Consider the following 17,584-nt stretch of genomic DNA (forward strand, 5'->3'; position numbering starts at 1 on the left):
TTCCTCCCAATATCTTTTCTCTGGTTGATTTAAATCAAGTGCAGAACAGCCTAGAGTAGGCTAAATTATACCCAATAAGGATAATTATAATTCTCATTAGCATTAAAAATATTTATTATAATTAACCTGACTCTTATTATGTGAATTTTTATATACGTTAATAATTATCAGTATCATTATTTTTTGTATCAATATTCGTGGAAGAACGATTTATGTCACTGATCCCAAATCACAGTTATAAAATCTTGAGCTACTCACCTCAGATTAGTCCTGCATACAGACAGAAGTTGTTATCTTTAGGTATGTTGCCTGGCGCTGTGTTTAACGTTATTCGTATCGCGCCACTGGGTGATCCTATTCAAATAGAAACACACCGAGTGTCCCTTATTTTGAGAAAAAAAGATCTCGCACTTATTAACCTTAGCGAAGTGGTTCATAGCGAAAAATAATCGTTATCTCTCATTCAACCAGGCAAGACAACTATTGGCATCACTATTATGACTCCTCTCACTATAGGCCTTATCGGCAACCCCAATGCTGGTAAAACAACACTTTTTAATCAGCTAACAGGCTCTCGCCAGCGCGTGGGTAACTGGGCGGGTGTGACGGTCGAACGCAAAGTTGGTCGTTTTACAACAGCAAATCATAAAATTGAACTTGTCGACTTACCCGGCACTTACTCATTAACCACTATTTCAGAACAAACATCACTTGATGAACAAATTGCCTGTCATTTCATTTTAAGTAATGAAGCAGACATGCTGATTAACGTTGTTGATGCATCTAATCTCGAACGTAATCTTTATTTGACATTGCAACTACTTGAGTTAGGCATTCCCTGCATTGTGGCATTAAACATGCTTGATATTGCACAACACCAAGATATGCAAATTGATATCAAAGCCCTATCTGCTCAACTGGGTTGTCCGGTTATTCCTATGGTTTCAACCAAAGCATCAGGCATGGATAAACTCAAAGACGCGATTGATGCTTTCCCTGCTGAAAAGAAAAAACCACAGGAATTACTGACTTCTTATCCTCTATGGTTATTAAATGAAGTTGAGGCACTCGCTGAAAAAATTAATCACGATGAATTCAATTTACAACAACGTCGTTGGATGTCATTACAGTGTTTAGAAGGGGATATCTATACCCATCAGCGCGCTCAAATTACCAAAGAAGATATCAAAGCAATTCGTCAACGCATTCAAGACGAACATAATAATGAGCCAGAATTAGTCATTGCGGATGCCCGTTATCAAAATATTGAGCGCATCTGTCATACTGTGATTAATATGGAGTCCATTAAGCCGAATATCCTGACACAAAATATCGATAAAGTGATATTAAACCGTTGGTTAGGTGTGCCTATCTTCCTGTTTGTTATGTATTTAATGTTCGTTTTGGCAATTAACATTGGTGGTGCATTGCAACCCGCTTTCGAAGGTGGTTCTGAAGCGATCTTTATCCATGGTATCCAATGGATTGGCGCAACCTTTAATTTCCCAGAATGGTTAACCATTTTCCTTGCGCAAGGTGTTGGTGGTGGTATTAATACCGTTCTTCCACTCGTGCCACAGATCGGGATGATGTATCTCTTCTTATCCATCCTTGAAGATTCAGGTTATATGGCTCGCGCCGCATTTGTTATGGATAGATTGATGCAGGCTTTGGGTCTACCCGGTAAATCATTCGTACCACTAATTGTTGGCTTTGGTTGTAACGTACCGTCTATTATGGGTGCGCGTACCCTCGATGCCCCAAGAGAACGATTGATCACGGTATTAATGGCACCGTTTATGTCTTGTGGTGCACGTTTGGCCATTTTCGCAGTATTTGCTGCCGCCTTCTTTGGTAAAAATGGTGCCAGTGTCGTCTTCTCACTTTACCTTCTGGGTATTGTTGTCGCTATTCTTACCGGATTGTTGCTAAAGCACACCATTATGCGTGGTGAAGCATCACCTTTCGTGATGGAACTGCCGGTTTATCACGTTCCACACCTAAAAACATTATTGATACAAACTTGGCAACGTTTAAAAGGCTTCGTGGTACGTGCAGGTAAAGTCATTATTATTGCCAGTATGTTTATTGGTGCATTAAATAGCTTTACCTTTTCAGGTAAACCCGCAGATAACATCAATGACTCTGCATTAGCATCGGTCAGTAAAGTGATCACGCCATTATTGCAACCTATTGGTGTTCATAATGATAACTGGCAAGCCACTGTAGGTTTAGTCACAGGGGCAATGGCAAAAGAAGTGGTTGTGGGAACATTAAATACCCTTTATACCGCAGAAAGCATTGTGAACGAGCCTTTTGATCCTGAAGAATTCGATCTCTGGGGTGAAATTGGTGACGCCTTTGGTGAAACATGGGATAGCTTAAAAGAGACCTTTACCCTAGCTGCACTTTCTAATCCAATTGAAGCAAGTAAAGGTGATGGTGAAATGGATACCGGCACTATGGGTACCATGGGTGCTAAATTTGGCTCCGGCATTGCCGCATACAGCTACTTAATCTTTGTTTTACTGTATGTACCTTGTGTTTCAGTAATGGGTGCGATTGCTCGTGAAACAAGCCGTGGCTGGATGACCTTCTCTATTCTTTGGGGATTAAATATTGCTTACTCACTGGCAGCACTGTTCTATCAAGTAGCAACCTTTAGTGAGCATCCGCAAAGTAGTGGCATAACCATTGCTGCCGTGGTGATCTTTAACTTAATTCTATTTATCTTGTTGCGTAATGCGCGTAGTCGTCTAACAATTAACTTAAGCAATAAGCCTTCATTGGCTAAACAATGTTGTTCAAAAGGTAGTTGTCACTAAGTAGCAAAGGAAAAGTAAGATGGCCAGTTTGATAGAAGTCCGTGATTGTATCGCCCTTAATGGTCGAGCCGATGCCCGTCTTATCAGCCATCAACTCAATATGCCTGAACCTTTGGTACAAGCAATGCTAGAACGGCTCACATTGATGGGTAAGCTTCAAGAAGTCGATGTAGAAGAGTGCTTTACAGGCAGTTGCAAACATTGCCCTGAAGCCACTGCCTGCCAGGCAAAACTTTATCAATTAACCTAACAAATTGATAAATTCCATCATAAAAACCCTTACTTTATGTAGGGGTTTTTATCTAATGCTTAAGATGAATCATTTTCATCTTCCTATTTAATGATTTACTTTCCTAACTATCACGGCATAATTCTTTAGATATAGACGTAAAGACGTCTATTGTTACTTCACTCTATAAGAATATGAAATTATGCCAATAACTGAATTTTCATCGACTATTACGACCGGCAAACAAGGTGGATTACAGATGCAATGTGCATCACGCCAGTTTCAATTTTTACTTGATGAACCTTTGTCATTAGGTGGAAAAGACAGTGCAATGAATCCTGTTGAAGCATTATTAGGTACATTAGGTGCTTGTAAGGGAATTGTCGCCAAAAGCTTTGCGCGTATGCATAAAATTAATCTCAACGATATTCGCATTGAAGTTAAAGGCGAATTAGATACCGATGGTTTTACGGGAAAAAATAAAGAAGCCAAAATCGGCTTTAGTAAAATTACGACGCACTTTTTTATTCAAGCTGATAATAGTGAAGAAGAGATCGCCGCATTTATCGCTTTTATTGAACGTACTTGCCCTGTTTTTGACACTATTAAAAATCCACCGATTTGTGAAACATCTTATAGTGTCGAAAACCACATTGAAAATATAGAGTTATAAACTCTCAAAACTGCCCTCAAGTATGGGCAGTTTTGGGTGATAACTATGATGCTATTTCACAAGCCTCAATTAACGCTTGAGTAAATTCATCAGGATGTGAAATAAACGGTGCATGAGCCGCATTACGGAAAATAACAGAAGGTGAATGTAGATAAAGAGTATCTAATAATCCGGCCACTTTTCGAGGAACTAAACCGTCTAAATAACCGTAAAAACGGATAAAAGGACAACTCAACGTTTTCAATTCTTCTCGTAAATCCTCAGTACGCAGAATTTCTAATCCACCATTAAGCACCTCAACAGAAGGGAGTGGTTGCTCTAATACCACTGATTTTAATGCTTTCATATCTTCACGGGCACTTTGTGTGCCCAATGTTTGCAACGCTAAAAAGCGCTCAACTGTGCGATGAAAATTCTCATTTAGTTGCTGTTCAAATCCTTTCAAAACCTCAGGTTTGATACCCGGCCAATCCTCATGAGCACCAAAGCAAGGTGAAGAAGCCACTGTGATCAATGCTTGCACATTGTTGGGGTTATCTAAAACAACACGACTAGCAACTAATCCGCCTAAAGACCATCCTAACCAAATTGCATTATCAGGGGCTTTTGCAAAAACAATTTCTGCCATCTCCTTTAATGTAAGAGCAGGAAAACCTTGGCTACGACCATAACCCGGTAAATCAACGAGATGAAGTGTAAAATGCGAGGTTAATCTCGGTATTAATGATTGCCAGATCTGTGCATTCAGCCCCCATCCGTGCAGCAGCACAAGATCTGTTTTTCCTTCACCGATTGTCTGCCAATACAATTTATTCATTGTTATGCTCTCTTCTCTTTTACAGGGATATTCATTATGTGGATAACAATAGCAGGATATTGTTGGTTATGTCGTCAACCCTTACATTATGATACTAAAGGTATTTGTTCGAGTTGCATTCGACATCTACCAACACAACGAAATCGTTGTCCTTGCTGTTTATATCCATCCTCTCATTCTATGATTTTATGTGGGCGTTGCTTACAATCCCCCCCTCCATGGAAACAGATGTTGACAGTCACAGATTATCAACCTCCACTAAATAAATTATTACACCTTTATAAATACGCTCCTCGCCCTCAAATAGCCTTATGTCTCGCACGACTTTTTTTATTGCGATGGCTTTCACATCGGCGAGAAAACCTAGTGCAAAAACCGGATAGCATTATTAGCGTTCCTTCACATCGCCATCGCCGTTGGTCTAGAGGCTTTGAGCAAGTAGAAGCTATAGCTAAGCCTTTGGCTAAGTGGCTAAATTGTGCTTATCAACCTGATACCCTGATAAGAACTCGTGCTACACTGGTGCAAACGCATCTTAATGCCAAGCAAAGGCAACAAAATTTAAAACATGCATTTGTATTAAATAACACAGTGTCGGTATCAGGGAAAAATCTGGCACTAATTGATGATGTTATCACTACAGGTGCGACATTAAATTCTATCGTACCCTTGTTATTTCGTGCGGGAGCACGCTCTGTTGAGGTATGGGCGATTTGTCGAACCTTGTAGTTAACCGCCAATTGGGCGTATGATAACCAACCAGAACAGTCAACTATTGAGCAAGACGATATGATTACTATTACTGATGCCGCACAGGCGCATTTTGCCAAACTACTGGCTAACCAAGAACCCAACACCCAAATCCGTGTATTCGTTATCAATCCAGGCACACCTAATGCTGAATGTGGTGTTTCATACTGCCCACCGGATGCTGTAGAACCAAACGATACTGAAATTCAATTTGAGAAACTGTCTGCGTATGTTGATGATATCAGTGCACCTTTCTTAGAAGATGCTGAAATCGACTTTGTTACTGACCAACTAGGCTCACAATTAACCCTAAAAGCCCCTAACGCAAAAATGCGTAAAGTTGATGCTGATGCACCGTTAATTGAACGCGTTGAATACGTATTGCAATCACAAATTAACCCTCAATTAGCGGGTCATGGGGGTCGCGTGAGTCTGATGGAAATCACTGAAGATGGCTATGCTATCTTACAATTCGGTGGTGGTTGTAACGGTTGTTCAATGATTGATGTCACCCTAAAAGATGGCATCGAGAAAGAACTGTTAAACCTGTTCCCTAATGAATTAAAAGGTGTGAAAGATTTAACTGAACACCAACGTGGTGAACACTCCTACTACTGATCCTTCAGTATCAAATCCCCTATGATACTCACCTGCATGGATATCATGGGGGATTTTTGTATTAAAATAATCATTTACAAAGAGTAACGTCATCTTTACCCATTTGGCGCTATGATAAATGTATCGTTCTCTCGCTCAGAACAAATAAATTAATTAACAATATAATAAATAAGACAATTATGGATAAGTTTCAATTTCTAAGCATTGAACAAGCCTATCAACTTTGGGTATCTCAATCGGCCGTTTTAGTCGATGTGAGAGATCCTCAAAGTTATCGTGCTGGTCATGCGACAAATGCATTTCATCTCACCAATGAAACGCTAAATCAATTTTTACAAGATGCTGACTTTGATGTTCCTGTTATGGTGATGTGTTATCACGGTCATAGCAGTCAAGGTGCGGCTCAATATCTGGTTAATATGGGCTTTGAAACCGTTTATAGCATTAATGGTGGTTTTGAAGCATGGCAAAGAGAGTTTCCACAAGCGATAACATCTCTGCAATAACGACGGATGAGTTTTGTCAATGATCCACATTATTACGCTTTCCAACCCTCAAGCTGCTGATTTATTTGTCAATTATATGGCAACAAAAGGTGTGCGAATTCATGCAAAAAATGAAAATCAGCAAATCTCACTTTGGTTAGAAGACCAACATCAGTTGGAAATGGTTGAAAAAGAACTTAACACGTTTCTACGTGAGCCTTTTCACCCGCGCTATCAAGCCGCAAGTTGGCAAACAGGCAATCCACAAAATACGGGTATAAAATATCGCCCTACTTTTTCGATAAAAAATATGGTGCAACAATCAGGCCCATTAACCGTACTGGTCATTATTTTATGTATCTTGGTTTTTATCTGGCAACAAGTGGTTGGTGACTATAATGTCATGCTATATCTAGCATGGCCTTATGAAGAGAGCTTAAACCTTGAAGTCTGGCGCTATATTACTCCGGCATTTATTCATTTTTCACTAATGCATATCGCCTTTAATCTTGCTATGTGGTGGTATCTCGCAAGTCAAACAGAACAGCAATTGGGCACGGGTAAATTATTTGTGATCATGCTCGTTTCTGCGCTCTTTAGTAATTGGGCACAATCCTTGTTTACAGATTCCAACTTTGGCGGGCTATCTGGTGTTGTTTATGCATTAATTGGCTATGTTGGCTTAACGGGAATACGTCATCCCGAAAAAGGTATCGGTGCTCCAACAGGCTTAATTGTCTTTTCGATTTTGTGGATTATTGCAGGTTATATGGGCGTTTTAGGTGACTCTATTGGAAATGCTGCACATTTTGCAGGCTTCCTTATCGGCTTATTGATGGCTTTGTGGGATAATCGACATCAATTATCTCGTAGATCATAATAAAATGAACATGATATTTTTAACATTAGGGGACACCTGTGAAGCAAACGCAACGACATGATGCCATCATTGAACTGGTACGCCTGCAGGGCTATGTCAGCACTGAAGAGTTGGTGGAGCATTTTGAAGTCAGCCCACAGACCATCCGACGTGATTTAAATGAATTAGCGGAAAAGAACAAAATCCAACGCCATCACGGTGGTGCTGCATTACCGTCAAGCTCAGTAAATACCGCTTATCATGATCGTAAAATTATGTGGTCTGATGAAAAATCACGAATTGCACAACGCGTGGCGAGTTTAATTCCTGATGGCGCAACACTGTTTATTGATATTGGCACAACGCCTGAAGCCGTTGCGCATGCACTTATTAATCATAAAAACCTCCGTATAGTGACTAACAACCTTAATGTAGCAACGTTACTTATGGGTAAAGAAGATTTTCGTTTGATCCTTGCGGGTGGTGAAGTACGCACACGAGATGGGGGGATTGTCGGTGAAGCAACACTTGATTTTATCTCTCAATTCCGTCTTGATTACGGTATTTTAGGGATAAGTGGTATTGATATGGATGGCTCATTGCTTGAGTTTGATTACCACGAAGTTCGCACTAAACGCGCAATTATCGAAAACTCACGCTGTGTTATGTTGGTCACTGACCATTCTAAATTTGGGCGTAATGCAATGGTGAACTTAGGCAATATGAATCTGATCGATTACTTATTTACCGATCAAGAGCCACCAGCAGGGATCCAAAAAATTGTTGAACAGCACAACGTTCAACTCGAATTATGTTAATTAAATAAACGCCCTCGAAAAGTACCTATCCAGGTACTTTTTTTATCGACTCACGGTCAAACTCGATTAACCCCTTCTATTCTCTCTCTTTTCTATTAATACATTAACAATGTTGCTTATTTCCAATAAGCACACAAGTTATGTGGATATGATAATAAATTGTTATCCATATCACGCGGTTATGTTTTTTATCAGTTATATAGTTGGCATTTTCATCAAACTTCATTACAATTATGAGCGAAAACGAACATTAAAGAATTGTTTCGCGCATTCGTAGGAGGATGTTATGAAAACTCAAGACTTGATTGTCATCGGCGGCGGAATAAACGGCGCTGGAATTGCGGCGGATGCAGCTGGCCGAGGCCTTTCAGTACTTATGCTGGAAGCTCAAGACTTAGCAAGTGCGACATCTTCCGCGAGCTCTAAACTGATCCATGGTGGTTTACGTTATTTAGAACACTACGAATTCCGCTTAGTGAGTGAAGCACTGGCAGAACGTGAAGTGTTATTGCGCTTAGCACCACATATCGCATTTCCTATGCGTTTTCGCCTGCCACACCAACCACACTTACGCCCAGCTTGGATGATCCGCATTGGTCTATTCCTTTATGATCACCTCGGAAAGCGCGTAAGTTTACCAAGCAGTAAAGGCATTAAATTTGGCGCAAACTCTGTTTTAAAACCAGAATTAACGCGCGGTTTTGAATATTCAGACTGCTGGGTTGATGATGCACGTTTAGTGGTATTAAATGCGCAAGAAATCGCCCGTCGTGGTGGTGAAGTGCGCACACGCACGAAAGTCACCCGCGCTTGGCGTGAAAATGATTTATGGATGGTAGAGGCTCAAGATTTACGTACAGGTGAAACATCTCGCTATCAAGCCAAAGCCTTAGTAAACGCGGCTGGCCCTTGGGTTAAAACCTTATTTGATGAAGGTTTAAAACTAAAATCACCTTATGGTATCCGTTTAATTAAAGGTAGCCATATTGTCATTCCTCGTGCACATAACGAACCACAAGCATATATCTTACAAAACGAAGATAACCGTATTGTCTTTGTTATTCCGTGGATGGATGAATTCTCTATCATTGGTACTACCGATGTGGAATATAAAGGAGACCCGAAAGATGTGGCGATTGATGACAATGAAATTCAGTATTTACTGAAAGTCTACAATGATCACTTTAAGAAACAACTGACGAAAGAAGATATTGTTTGGGATTATTCAGGTGTGCGTCCATTATGTGATGATGAGTCAGATTCACCACAAGCTATTACGCGTGACTATACATTAGATGTTCATGATGACAATGGTAAAACACCACTGTTATCTGTATTTGGTGGTAAATTAACGACTTATCGTAAATTAGGTGAACATGCTGTTGATAAATTAATCACTTATTTCCCTAACATGGGCAAAGCGTGGACTAAAAATGGTCAATTACCCGGTGGTAATTTAGAAGGCTATGATCGTGATGGTTATTCACGTTTGATTCGCCAACGTCATCCATGGTTACCAGAAGCCTTAGCGCTACGCTTTGCGCGTACTTATGGTAGCAACACTGAATTGCTACTTGAAGGCGTTACTGATTTAACAGGAATGGGCGAAAACTTTGGCCATAATCTGTATGAAGCTGAATTACGTTATTTAGTGAAACATGAATGGGTTATCGAAGTAGATGATGCTATTTGGCGTCGTACTAAACTCGGCATGTGGTTGAATGACGAACAAAAACAACGTATTAGCCAATGGTTAGTGGAAAATACTCAAAATTCATAAGAGTAGTAATAACTATTCTCTGACTCTGTTCGATGTTTTTATTAGCAATTTTTGTGGCGCCGAATACCGCGCCACTTTTTTTTACTTTTTTCATAGCAAGAAAATCAATATACAACCCGTTAATGACTATTTAAGTTGTTTTTCTAAAAAAGCTTTTAATACCGTAGCATTATTTTGTTGCTTATCTTTGCCTGAATAAAGTAATACCAATGGTTGCTCTTTAGCTATTGCAATAAGCGATTGCCAATGCTCAGGTGTAGCTATTAATTCTTGCGTATAACGTTGCGTAAATTCAGCAAAATCTCCACCACCGCCATGAAACCATTTTCGCAGTTCAGTCGAAGGCGCAACACCTTTATTCCATTCATCATAATGAAAATCTGTCTTTTTCACGCCTCTTGGCCAGAGCCTATCGACTAATACACGATAACCTTCATGCTCACCGTCTTTATCATCATAAACACGTTTACAAGTGATCATATTGCTCCTCATCAATACATTAATTAGCTTTATTGTAGAAGAAAAATCAGAAGGCTTACCTCTTAATGTGCTTGTTTTTATCATAAAGCAGATTGCAACATGAAGCTTTCTCTCATTCCGATTGAATTATCCTCATCAAAAACAAGGTGAATAATTGTTGACTAAATAACCTAATTAAGAGAATCTACATCTAGACGTCTAAATGGTTAGATGGGTAAGTGAGTAGTAATACTTAAATAAGAATAACAACACAGTAAAAGATTGATGAGGTACAGGTATGAGCTTTTATCACGCAAGCCAACATGAAGCATTAAACCAAAATCTTGCTGAATTAGATGGCCAGATCCAAGTTTCATTTGAATTTTTTCCCCCTCGTACTGAAGAGATGGAAAATACCCTTTGGCAATCTCTTGCGCGTTTAAATACCTTAAAACCCAGCTTTGTTTCTGTGACTTATGGGGCAAACTCTGGCGAACGAGACAGAACGCACTCCATTATTAAAGGGATCAAAGAACGCACAGGGTTAGAAGCTGCACCACACTTAACCTGTATTGATGCTAGTCGTGAAGAGCTACAACATATCGCACAAGATTATTGGCAAAGTGGTATTCGCCATATTGTCGCCTTACGAGGAGACTTACCCGATAACACACAAAAACCCGAGATGTATGCCACGGATTTAGTCCATTTACTTAAAGGTGTGGGTGATTTCGATATTTCTGTAGCGGCTTACCCTGAAGTGCACCCTGAAGCAAAAAGTGCACAAGCGGATTTAATTAATCTAAAAAGAAAAGTAGATGCAGGAGCTGATCGCGCCATCACTCAGTTTTTCTTTGATGTCGAAAGCTATTTGCGTTTCCGTGACCGCTGTGTTTCAACGGGTATTGATGTCGAAATTGTGCCAGGAATTTTACCGGTGACTAATTTTAAACAGCTCAAGCGCTTTGCAGGTTTAACCAATGTTAAAATTCCGGGATGGATGAATAAAATGTTTGATGGATTAGATAATGATCCTGAAACGCGTAGTCTGGTAGGTGCTTCGATTGCAATTGATATGGTGAAGATCTTAAGTCGTGAAGGGGTAAAAGATTTCCACTTTTATACGCTTAATCGTTCAGAGTTAACCTATGCTATTTGCCATACGCTAGGAGTTCGCCCTGAGCTTGTTAGGGCATAAATCGGCACAATACCCCGCCAATAAAGCGGGGGTGACATTCTGATGAGTTACTCACCAAAGTGATAGGGTTTTTCTACTGGCAATAGGCTGTATGCAGTATCGAGATCACCATTCGCAATACACGCATCTATTTTATGTACCTTATCAGTAATATCCGTAATATTTACAATCCACTCTTTACAATATTTTTCAACTGCTTGATTTCGTAAACCAATTTGGATAGTACGGTAGCTGAGTCGATTGAGGTAAATATCGCGTTCAGGATCCCACTGAATGCGGATATTACTCGTTTCCGAAGCCTCTTTCCACGCTTCAGCACTGACATAGCGATCTGGGTCAAAATGACTTACAACGCCTTGTGTCAGCATCTCTTGAAAGCCTTCATGCGTAATATCAACTGCAAGAATAGAAGCTTGATTAGCGTCTTTACGTCCCCATCCAGAGCGGTACATCATCCAAAGAAAGGAGGGTTTAACCCACGTCATACGGGTCATACTAAAAGGGGGCGAAACAAATGTTCCGTTTGCGACTGCGCTCTGAGCAATAGTATTAGAATAGGCTTGGTAAACACGAACAAAATCATCCGTATAATATGCCCTTACTTCACACTCAGGACATCGGTCAACATCATCGTTCATCTTTCTTTAATATCCTTTTATATTAATAAAATGGAACTATTCGCTTAAATTATGAGCCTCTGATTACAGATAATCAAGAGCCCTTATTTTTGTTAAGGCGCTATCAATAGAGTAGCGTGCATTTATAAAAGCAAAAAAAAGAATAACAATAAAATGAACAGACTAATGTTCCTATTGTGTTTTATTTATACAGTGATGAGTCAATTAATCTTGCTATATTACTCACAAAGTGAGGCGAATAAGCAATTTAATTGACTCACTGGGTAGAAATTAGACGCTCGATAAGCTGTGTTTTTATCAATGCAGGGGATTTAACTGCGGTGCCTGCTATCTTTGCAGACATTATTTCAAAGGCTTTTTCGACCAATAAAGCCTCATCTTGCTTCATTGACCACACATTATTAGGTAAAAAACTTAACATCACATGGTCATCGAATGTACCAATATGAAGATATGCCGGAATAACGCCTTCACGTTGACGAATAACACTTAATAGGCCTTCAAGAATAGGCAGTGATGAGGCAATAAAATGAGACGGTATTTGCTGATGTTGCTCTAAATACTGTTTCATCATCTGTTCACCATCTTTAGTTGTATTATGTTCAGCATAAGAAACCGTTACACGACTATCATCGCCATAATGCCCTTTTATTGCTTGTACATAACCTCGTAAACGCGCTGCAATGGTGGGCAGTAGCGCATCTCCCGCAAAAAAATGGATTGGCGCATCTTGCTTTATCATCGCTCTTGTCAGTTGAGCTCCACTGTCGCAGTTATCTGATGCCACACAAATAGCATCACTCACAGAAAAGTCTCTATCTAAGAAAACGAGAGGTTTTTGACGATGTTTAACATGGTGTAACTGATTTTTTCGGCTGGATGAAACAATAAAAATACCATCAACGTTGCGTTCATCCATTGATTTAACAAGTTTATTTTCATTTTTGATATCACCATAAGTACAACTAATGGTGAGTTGGCAACCAATTTGGTGACAATGCATCTCCAGCTTTTCAGCTAGAGCAGCAAAAAATGGGTTAGAGAGACGAGGGACAACTAATCCATAAGTATCTGTTTTATTAAGTTTTAAGCTTCTTGCTGCATGATTAACGGTATAACCAAATACCTCAACATAATCCGCTATTTTCTTTTGCGTTTTTGCACTGATCCGGTATTGATCACCTTTGCCATTTAATACCAATCTGACTGTGGTAATAGACAAATTCAGGTCATTTGCAATCTGTTCAACTGTTTTTGCCATTAATATTCCATCATTGATATTGTTGCCCTCATCTTAATGATGAGGGCCAGTTAACCTTTACTGAGCAGGTTTAGCTCGGCATTTCTTCCACATTGTTTTTAACGAAGGTCCAATAATTGGCAGGATCAACGTCAATATTGCAATACCTAAAAATGTCGCAGTAATTGGGCGTGTATAGAGAATGGATAAATCCCCCTGAGACATCATTAAAGCACGACGTAAGTTTGATTCTGCCATCGGCCCTAAAATAATCCCGATAACCACCGGAGACATGGAAAAGTCGAGCTTTATCATAATATAAGCTAACAATCCCGCACCCATCATTACAAATACATCAATGATGCTATGGTTTACAGAATAAGCACCAACACTACACAATACAAAGATAATAGGCACTAATACACGACGTGGCACATCCATCACTCGAACAAAGAGCTTCATACATAAGAAACCTAAGATACCGAGGAAAATATTCGCCACCATTAAACCAATAAAAACGCTGTTTACTTCAACAGGATTGTCAGTAAAAAGCTGAGGCCCTAATGCCAATCCTTGAACCATAAATGCCCCCATAATAATGGCAGTTGCGCCATCACCTGGGATACCTAAGGTCATTAAAGGCACCATGGTTCCACCTGTTACTGAGTTTGCACCCGCTTCTGGCGCTGAAACACCTTCAGGTGAACCGTGACCAAATTCTTCAGGGTGTTTAGACCAACGTTTCGCTTCGTTATAAGAGATAAATGATGATATATCTCCCCCCGTTCCTGGAATTGCGCCAATCGTTGTACCAATGGCTGATGAGCGGAAGTACGTTGGTAACACACGTTTAAAATCAGCCCATGTTGGTAATACACGGTGAATACGCGCATTAATTTTTTCACTCTTCTTCTGTTTGCGCTCACGGTACTCTTCTTCAAAGCTAATCAAACCTTGAGAGAAAGCGAACAAACCAACCAAAATAGGAATAAACGAAACCCCCCCCATTAAATAAACGGTATCAAAAGTAAAACGAGGCCCTGATGTCATCGGATCAAGTCCAATGGTTGCAATCACAAGCCCTATTGCGCCACCCATTAATCCTTTCACAATCGATTGCGATGATACACTGGTAATAATACTTATGCCAAATACTGCAAGTGCAAAATACTCAGCTGCAGAGAAACCCGTCGCCACTTTTGCCAATTGAGGGGCTATCACAATTAAGGCAATCGTACTAAAGACCCCCCCAAACATAGACCCCATTGTGGATAAGCCCAGTGCTCGTCCTGCTTCTCCTTTTTTCGCCATTGGATAACCGTCTAATACCGTTGCAGCAGAAGCGGGAGTACCCGGCGTACTAATCAAGATCGCGGTAATTGAGCCACCATACACGGCACCACAATACATTCCTAATAACAGAAGTATTCCTGTCATTCCTTGGAAGGAGTAGGTTAATGGGAGTAGCAATGCAATACCCATATTCACTGTTAAACCGGGTAATGCGCCGATAATAATACCCGCGAACACCCCTAACAGGATCATCGTTATCGTTTCCAGAGTGAAAACGACCATTAAAGCGTCTAATATTTCCATCTCAAAGCTCCTTTACCGCTTATTCAAAAAAGACGGAAGTTGGCAGAGGTGAATTAAAGATAATGTCAAAGAAGACATAAACGGCAGCAACCATCACAACGGGAATAACAACCAATGCAATAGGTTTTCTTTCATTCATCAGCCACATAATGACTGGGATAAGAAGCAGTGACGGAACAATAAAACCAAAAAAGTGCAAACCCGTGGCATAGACCAACATAAAGAGGCCTAAACCATAAGCGCGTTTAACTGCAGTAGAACTTAGATCAACAGACTTATGTACGTGTTTAATTTTATCAACCACAATACTGATCCATTGAAAAATCCCCAGTAAAATAAATAAGATGGCTAAACCATAAGGCCAGAAACGTTCCCCTGGTACACCATAATCATCAAACATGCTCATATCACGGGAGAGATAGATAATAAGTGCCCCGAAAGCCACTGAAATCGCACCGATGATTGTATTGATTTTTGTCATGTCGGGATCTCCCCGACCCTACCTGCCGTAACAGGTAGGGTGGTTTATAATAATAGAAAAGTTATTTTTTCAGGGTTGCTGAAATTAACTCAGCATACATCTCGTGGTCTTCTTTCATCATTTGGTAAGCATCATCACCAGTGATAAATACAGGCATAATACCTTGTTTTTTCAGTGCTTCTTGATACTCTGGTTTTTGAACAACTTCAGAGAATGCACCCACTAACTCATTTTTCACGTTATCTGGTACGCCTGCTGTTGTTGCTAAAACGGCCCAAGCACGCATTTTCACGTTAGTATCTAATTTCAGCGCTTCTTTAAAGGTTGGTACTGCTGGGAATAATGGGAAACGACGCTCATCCATTACACCAAGAACGCGTAAAATACCCGCATCAACCTGAGATTTAACCGCACCTGGTGTGGTCAACACGCCATCAATATGGTTACCCACTAATGCTGCGATTGAAGGGCCTGTCCCTTCGTTATAAGGAATATGATTAAATTTAGTACCTGTAGTACGTTCGATATTCACACCTGCTAGATGGAAAATTGCGCCCATACCTGAGTTACCCACTTTTAACTTACCTGGGTTTGCTTTAGCACCATCAATAAACTCTTGTAACGTTTTATAAGGTGAATCGGCATTAACAACTAATACCACAGGATCGGCAATTGTTGTTGCAATTGGCGTAAAGTCTTTATAAGTAACCGGTGATTTACCTTGATGTGGGAACATTGCTAATTCAACGGTAGTCATCACTAATTTCGTACCATCTGGACGTGCATTTGCAACTTCAATTAGCCCTGTTAAACCATTACCAGCGGGTTTATTGACTGGCACGAAAATACGGCCTGCCGGCATCACATCTTTAGCAAATTCAGTAATAGTACGCGCTGAAGTATCAGTACCACCACCCGGATTTTTCGGGATAATGACATCAATATTTTTTGTAGGATACGTTAACTGTTGGGCAACTGCATTCCCCATGCCCAGTGTCATCGTAATCGCCAACGCTGCGAGTAGACTCTTTTTCATAAAACCCTTTCTCCACATTTTTATTGAGTAGCCATTAGTTGCTGATAAACAATGTTTTTTCGATTCCAAGTAAAGGTCACGTGTAGGGTATTGTTTTCAGCAACAATAGCCGGATATGAAAATTCGCCTTCCCCATCGAGTAAATCGAATGGTTCAGACCAAGTACTGCCATTATCGGATGAAAGACTGACAGAGATGGGATAACGACGGCTCCAGTTACCTGAATTCGGGTTATACACCAATGCCAGCTGACCATCTGCGAAGGAGACGACATCAATGCCGCTATTATTATTTGGTAATATTGTTGCATAAGCCGGACACCAATTGCGTCCATAATCCGTTGAGTCGCTACGATAAATAGTACCGCGCGTACTCCGCATCATGGCATGCACATGCCCAGGCTGGGATTCCCATAGTGTTGGTTGTATCACGCCATCCCATTGAAAAACACGTTGTAGATCAGTCTCCCATAAGGCATCATCCTTTAAACCTTGCCAGATTTCATGTTCCGTTTGCCCACCTTTATGATGTTCAATCGGAATATCCACTCGCAACCAGTGTTGGCCGTTGTCACTCGATATATCGACAAACGCATCCCAGAATTGGTCATCCTCAACCGAACCTGGTGCCAACCACTCGCCATTCGACATCACTAACACTTTATTTTTCACAGGACCTCTAGGTGCTACATCACCAGAAACCAATTCACTCGGTAAACTCCAGCTATTTCCGCCATCCTTCGAGATAACGTATTGGGTCGTCCAACTATGTACATCGGGACCCGTTTTATAAAACAGCCAGATATTACCTGTTGATGGGTCAACATGTAAAACTGGATTCCAGTGCGCAACACCCGGATTTTTAACAACAGGTTGAGCGTGTTGCCAATGATCGCCCTCTTTTAGCGCCAGCCAGATAGCGGTATTACCGCTACCTTCTTTATCGCCAGCAAAAAAAGCGGTTAACAAACGCTCAGAGTTAGGCACACGCACAATCGTTGAAGCATGGCAGTGATTAAAAAGTGAATGCGCATTATCAAGCACAAACTGGGTTTCCTTCATCACGAAAGGCATATTCCTACT

19 protein-coding genes are annotated in these 17,584 nt (G+C 40.5%); 11 read left to right on the top strand and 8 right to left on the bottom strand.

The window, feature by feature from the left end; genetic code table 11:
• Window positions 1-212: 212 nt before the first annotated feature.
• The 4 genes from feoA (at window position 213) to GWI97_RS05825 (ending at window position 3,727) form a co-directional block, all read left to right on the top strand.
• On the top strand, window positions 213-449 hold the full coding sequence (feoA, locus tag GWI97_RS05810) for a ferrous iron transporter A (RefSeq protein WP_036933776.1): 237 nt from the start codon (window positions 213-215) through the stop codon (window positions 447-449).
• A 48-nt stretch (window positions 450-497) separates the two neighbouring features.
• Window positions 498-2,825, top strand: a complete 2,328-nt coding sequence (feoB, locus tag GWI97_RS05815) for a Fe(2+) transporter permease subunit FeoB (RefSeq protein ID WP_036933775.1) — start codon at window positions 498-500, stop codon at window positions 2,823-2,825.
• Between the two features lie 19 nt (window positions 2,826-2,844).
• Window positions 2,845-3,075 carry a FeoC-like transcriptional regulator gene (locus tag GWI97_RS05820; protein WP_036933774.1) on the top strand — a complete coding sequence of 77 codons (231 nt, stop codon included), beginning with the start codon at window positions 2,845-2,847 and terminating at the stop codon, window positions 3,073-3,075.
• 181 nt (window positions 3,076-3,256) lie between these two features.
• Window positions 3,257-3,727: an OsmC family protein gene (locus tag GWI97_RS05825; RefSeq protein WP_036933773.1), complete on the top strand. Its 471-nt coding sequence runs from the start codon at window positions 3,257-3,259 to the stop codon at window positions 3,725-3,727.
• 43 nt (window positions 3,728-3,770) lie between these two features.
• Here GWI97_RS05825 and bioH read toward each other — a convergent pair whose 3' ends face one another.
• Complete coding sequence (gene bioH / locus GWI97_RS05830; protein ID WP_036933772.1) at window positions 3,771-4,544, bottom strand: pimeloyl-ACP methyl ester esterase BioH; 774 nt, start codon at window positions 4,542-4,544, stop codon at window positions 3,771-3,773.
• Window positions 4,545-4,580: 36 nt separating this feature from the next.
• On the opposite strand from bioH, the gene gntX reads away from it, so the two are divergent.
• From gntX to glpD, 6 genes are all read left to right on the top strand, one after another.
• Window positions 4,581-5,273: a DNA utilization protein GntX gene (gene gntX / locus GWI97_RS05835; protein ID WP_087803709.1), complete on the top strand. Its 693-nt coding sequence runs from the start codon at window positions 4,581-4,583 to the stop codon at window positions 5,271-5,273.
• Window positions 5,274-5,333: 60 nt separating this feature from the next.
• Window positions 5,334-5,912, top strand: coding sequence for a Fe-S biogenesis protein NfuA (nfuA, locus tag GWI97_RS05840; protein ID WP_036933770.1), 579 nt, complete (start codon window positions 5,334-5,336; stop codon window positions 5,910-5,912).
• A 179-nt stretch (window positions 5,913-6,091) separates the two neighbouring features.
• The gene (glpE, locus tag GWI97_RS05845; RefSeq protein ID WP_036933768.1) at window positions 6,092-6,418 is read left to right on the top strand and encodes a thiosulfate sulfurtransferase GlpE; all 327 of its coding nucleotides are present in this window, start codon (window positions 6,092-6,094) and stop codon (window positions 6,416-6,418) included.
• 19 nt (window positions 6,419-6,437) lie between these two features.
• Window positions 6,438-7,277 (top strand): rhomboid family intramembrane serine protease GlpG, encoded by an 840-nt coding sequence (gene glpG / locus GWI97_RS05850; RefSeq protein WP_087803711.1) that lies wholly within the window; start codon window positions 6,438-6,440, stop codon window positions 7,275-7,277.
• A gap of 38 nt (window positions 7,278-7,315) precedes the next feature.
• Window positions 7,316-8,074: a DeoR/GlpR family transcriptional regulator gene (locus GWI97_RS05855; RefSeq protein ID WP_006534541.1), complete on the top strand. Its 759-nt coding sequence runs from the start codon at window positions 7,316-7,318 to the stop codon at window positions 8,072-8,074.
• A gap of 286 nt (window positions 8,075-8,360) precedes the next feature.
• Window positions 8,361-9,854 (top strand): glycerol-3-phosphate dehydrogenase, encoded by a 1,494-nt coding sequence (gene glpD / locus GWI97_RS05860; RefSeq protein WP_161710412.1) that lies wholly within the window; start codon window positions 8,361-8,363, stop codon window positions 9,852-9,854.
• 126 nt (window positions 9,855-9,980) lie between these two features.
• Here glpD and GWI97_RS05865 read toward each other — a convergent pair whose 3' ends face one another.
• Window positions 9,981-10,334 (bottom strand): DUF488 domain-containing protein, encoded by a 354-nt coding sequence (locus GWI97_RS05865; protein ID WP_036933761.1) that lies wholly within the window; start codon window positions 10,332-10,334, stop codon window positions 9,981-9,983.
• Between the two features lie 277 nt (window positions 10,335-10,611).
• Between GWI97_RS05865 and metF the strand changes: the two genes are divergently transcribed.
• Complete coding sequence (gene metF, locus GWI97_RS05870) at window positions 10,612-11,511, top strand: methylenetetrahydrofolate reductase (RefSeq protein WP_036933759.1); 900 nt, start codon at window positions 10,612-10,614, stop codon at window positions 11,509-11,511.
• A gap of 47 nt (window positions 11,512-11,558) precedes the next feature.
• Here the strand turns inward: metF and GWI97_RS05875 are convergent, their stop codons facing one another.
• The 6 genes from GWI97_RS05875 to GWI97_RS05900 form a co-directional block, all read right to left on the bottom strand.
• Window positions 11,559-12,149, bottom strand: coding sequence for a DUF4291 domain-containing protein (locus GWI97_RS05875; RefSeq protein ID WP_036933757.1), 591 nt, complete (start codon window positions 12,147-12,149; stop codon window positions 11,559-11,561).
• Between the two features lie 256 nt (window positions 12,150-12,405).
• The gene (locus GWI97_RS05880; RefSeq protein WP_036933755.1) at window positions 12,406-13,410 is read right to left on the bottom strand and encodes a LacI family DNA-binding transcriptional regulator; all 1,005 of its coding nucleotides are present in this window, start codon (window positions 13,408-13,410) and stop codon (window positions 12,406-12,408) included.
• A 57-nt stretch (window positions 13,411-13,467) separates the two neighbouring features.
• Window positions 13,468-14,985 (bottom strand): tripartite tricarboxylate transporter permease, encoded by a 1,518-nt coding sequence (locus GWI97_RS05885; protein WP_087803714.1) that lies wholly within the window; start codon window positions 14,983-14,985, stop codon window positions 13,468-13,470.
• Between the two features lie 19 nt (window positions 14,986-15,004).
• Window positions 15,005-15,466 (bottom strand): tripartite tricarboxylate transporter TctB family protein, encoded by a 462-nt coding sequence (locus tag GWI97_RS05890; protein WP_036933749.1) that lies wholly within the window; start codon window positions 15,464-15,466, stop codon window positions 15,005-15,007.
• Window positions 15,467-15,527: 61 nt separating this feature from the next.
• On the bottom strand, window positions 15,528-16,502 hold the full coding sequence (locus GWI97_RS05895) for a tripartite tricarboxylate transporter substrate binding protein (RefSeq protein WP_224215404.1): 975 nt from the start codon (window positions 16,500-16,502) through the stop codon (window positions 15,528-15,530).
• A gap of 20 nt (window positions 16,503-16,522) precedes the next feature.
• Window positions 16,523-17,575 (bottom strand): sialidase family protein, encoded by a 1,053-nt coding sequence (locus GWI97_RS05900; RefSeq protein WP_087803716.1) that lies wholly within the window; start codon window positions 17,573-17,575, stop codon window positions 16,523-16,525.
• Window positions 17,576-17,584 lie beyond the last annotated feature (9 nt).

Source organism: Proteus sp. G2300 (genome assembly GCF_009915965.1).
Taxonomy (GTDB): domain Bacteria; phylum Pseudomonadota; class Gammaproteobacteria; order Enterobacterales; family Enterobacteriaceae; genus Proteus; species Proteus vulgaris.

Excerpts from the sequence above, each read along its gene's own strand:
- feoA (WP_036933776.1), top strand. The coding sequence starts at position 213 with ATGTCACTGATCCCAAATCACAGTTATAAAATCTTGAGCTACTCACCT.
- feoB (WP_036933775.1), top strand. The coding sequence starts at position 498 with ATGACTCCTCTCACTATAGGCCTTATCGGCAACCCCAATGCTGGTAAA.
- GWI97_RS05820 (WP_036933774.1), top strand. The coding sequence starts at position 2,845 with ATGGCCAGTTTGATAGAAGTCCGTGATTGTATCGCCCTTAATGGTCGA.
- GWI97_RS05825 (WP_036933773.1), top strand. The coding sequence starts at position 3,257 with ATGCCAATAACTGAATTTTCATCGACTATTACGACCGGCAAACAAGGT.
- bioH (WP_036933772.1), bottom strand. The coding sequence starts at position 4,544 with ATGAATAAATTGTATTGGCAGACAATCGGTGAAGGAAAAACAGATCTT.
- gntX (WP_087803709.1), top strand. The coding sequence starts at position 4,581 with ATGTGGATAACAATAGCAGGATATTGTTGGTTATGTCGTCAACCCTTA.
- nfuA (WP_036933770.1), top strand. The coding sequence starts at position 5,334 with ATGATTACTATTACTGATGCCGCACAGGCGCATTTTGCCAAACTACTG.
- glpE (WP_036933768.1), top strand. The coding sequence starts at position 6,092 with ATGGATAAGTTTCAATTTCTAAGCATTGAACAAGCCTATCAACTTTGG.
- glpG (WP_087803711.1), top strand. The coding sequence starts at position 6,438 with ATGATCCACATTATTACGCTTTCCAACCCTCAAGCTGCTGATTTATTT.
- glpD (WP_161710412.1), top strand. The coding sequence starts at position 8,361 with ATGAAAACTCAAGACTTGATTGTCATCGGCGGCGGAATAAACGGCGCT.
- GWI97_RS05865 (WP_036933761.1), bottom strand. The coding sequence starts at position 10,334 with ATGATCACTTGTAAACGTGTTTATGATGATAAAGACGGTGAGCATGAA.
- metF (WP_036933759.1), top strand. The coding sequence starts at position 10,612 with ATGAGCTTTTATCACGCAAGCCAACATGAAGCATTAAACCAAAATCTT.
- GWI97_RS05875 (WP_036933757.1), bottom strand. The coding sequence starts at position 12,149 with ATGAACGATGATGTTGACCGATGTCCTGAGTGTGAAGTAAGGGCATAT.
- GWI97_RS05880 (WP_036933755.1), bottom strand. The coding sequence starts at position 13,410 with ATGGCAAAAACAGTTGAACAGATTGCAAATGACCTGAATTTGTCTATT.
- GWI97_RS05885 (WP_087803714.1), bottom strand. The coding sequence starts at position 14,985 with ATGGAAATATTAGACGCTTTAATGGTCGTTTTCACTCTGGAAACGATA.
- GWI97_RS05890 (WP_036933749.1), bottom strand. The coding sequence starts at position 15,466 with ATGACAAAAATCAATACAATCATCGGTGCGATTTCAGTGGCTTTCGGG.
- GWI97_RS05895 (WP_224215404.1), bottom strand. The coding sequence starts at position 16,502 with ATGAAAAAGAGTCTACTCGCAGCGTTGGCGATTACGATGACACTGGGC.
- GWI97_RS05900 (WP_087803716.1), bottom strand. The coding sequence starts at position 17,575 with ATGCCTTTCGTGATGAAGGAAACCCAGTTTGTGCTTGATAATGCGCAT.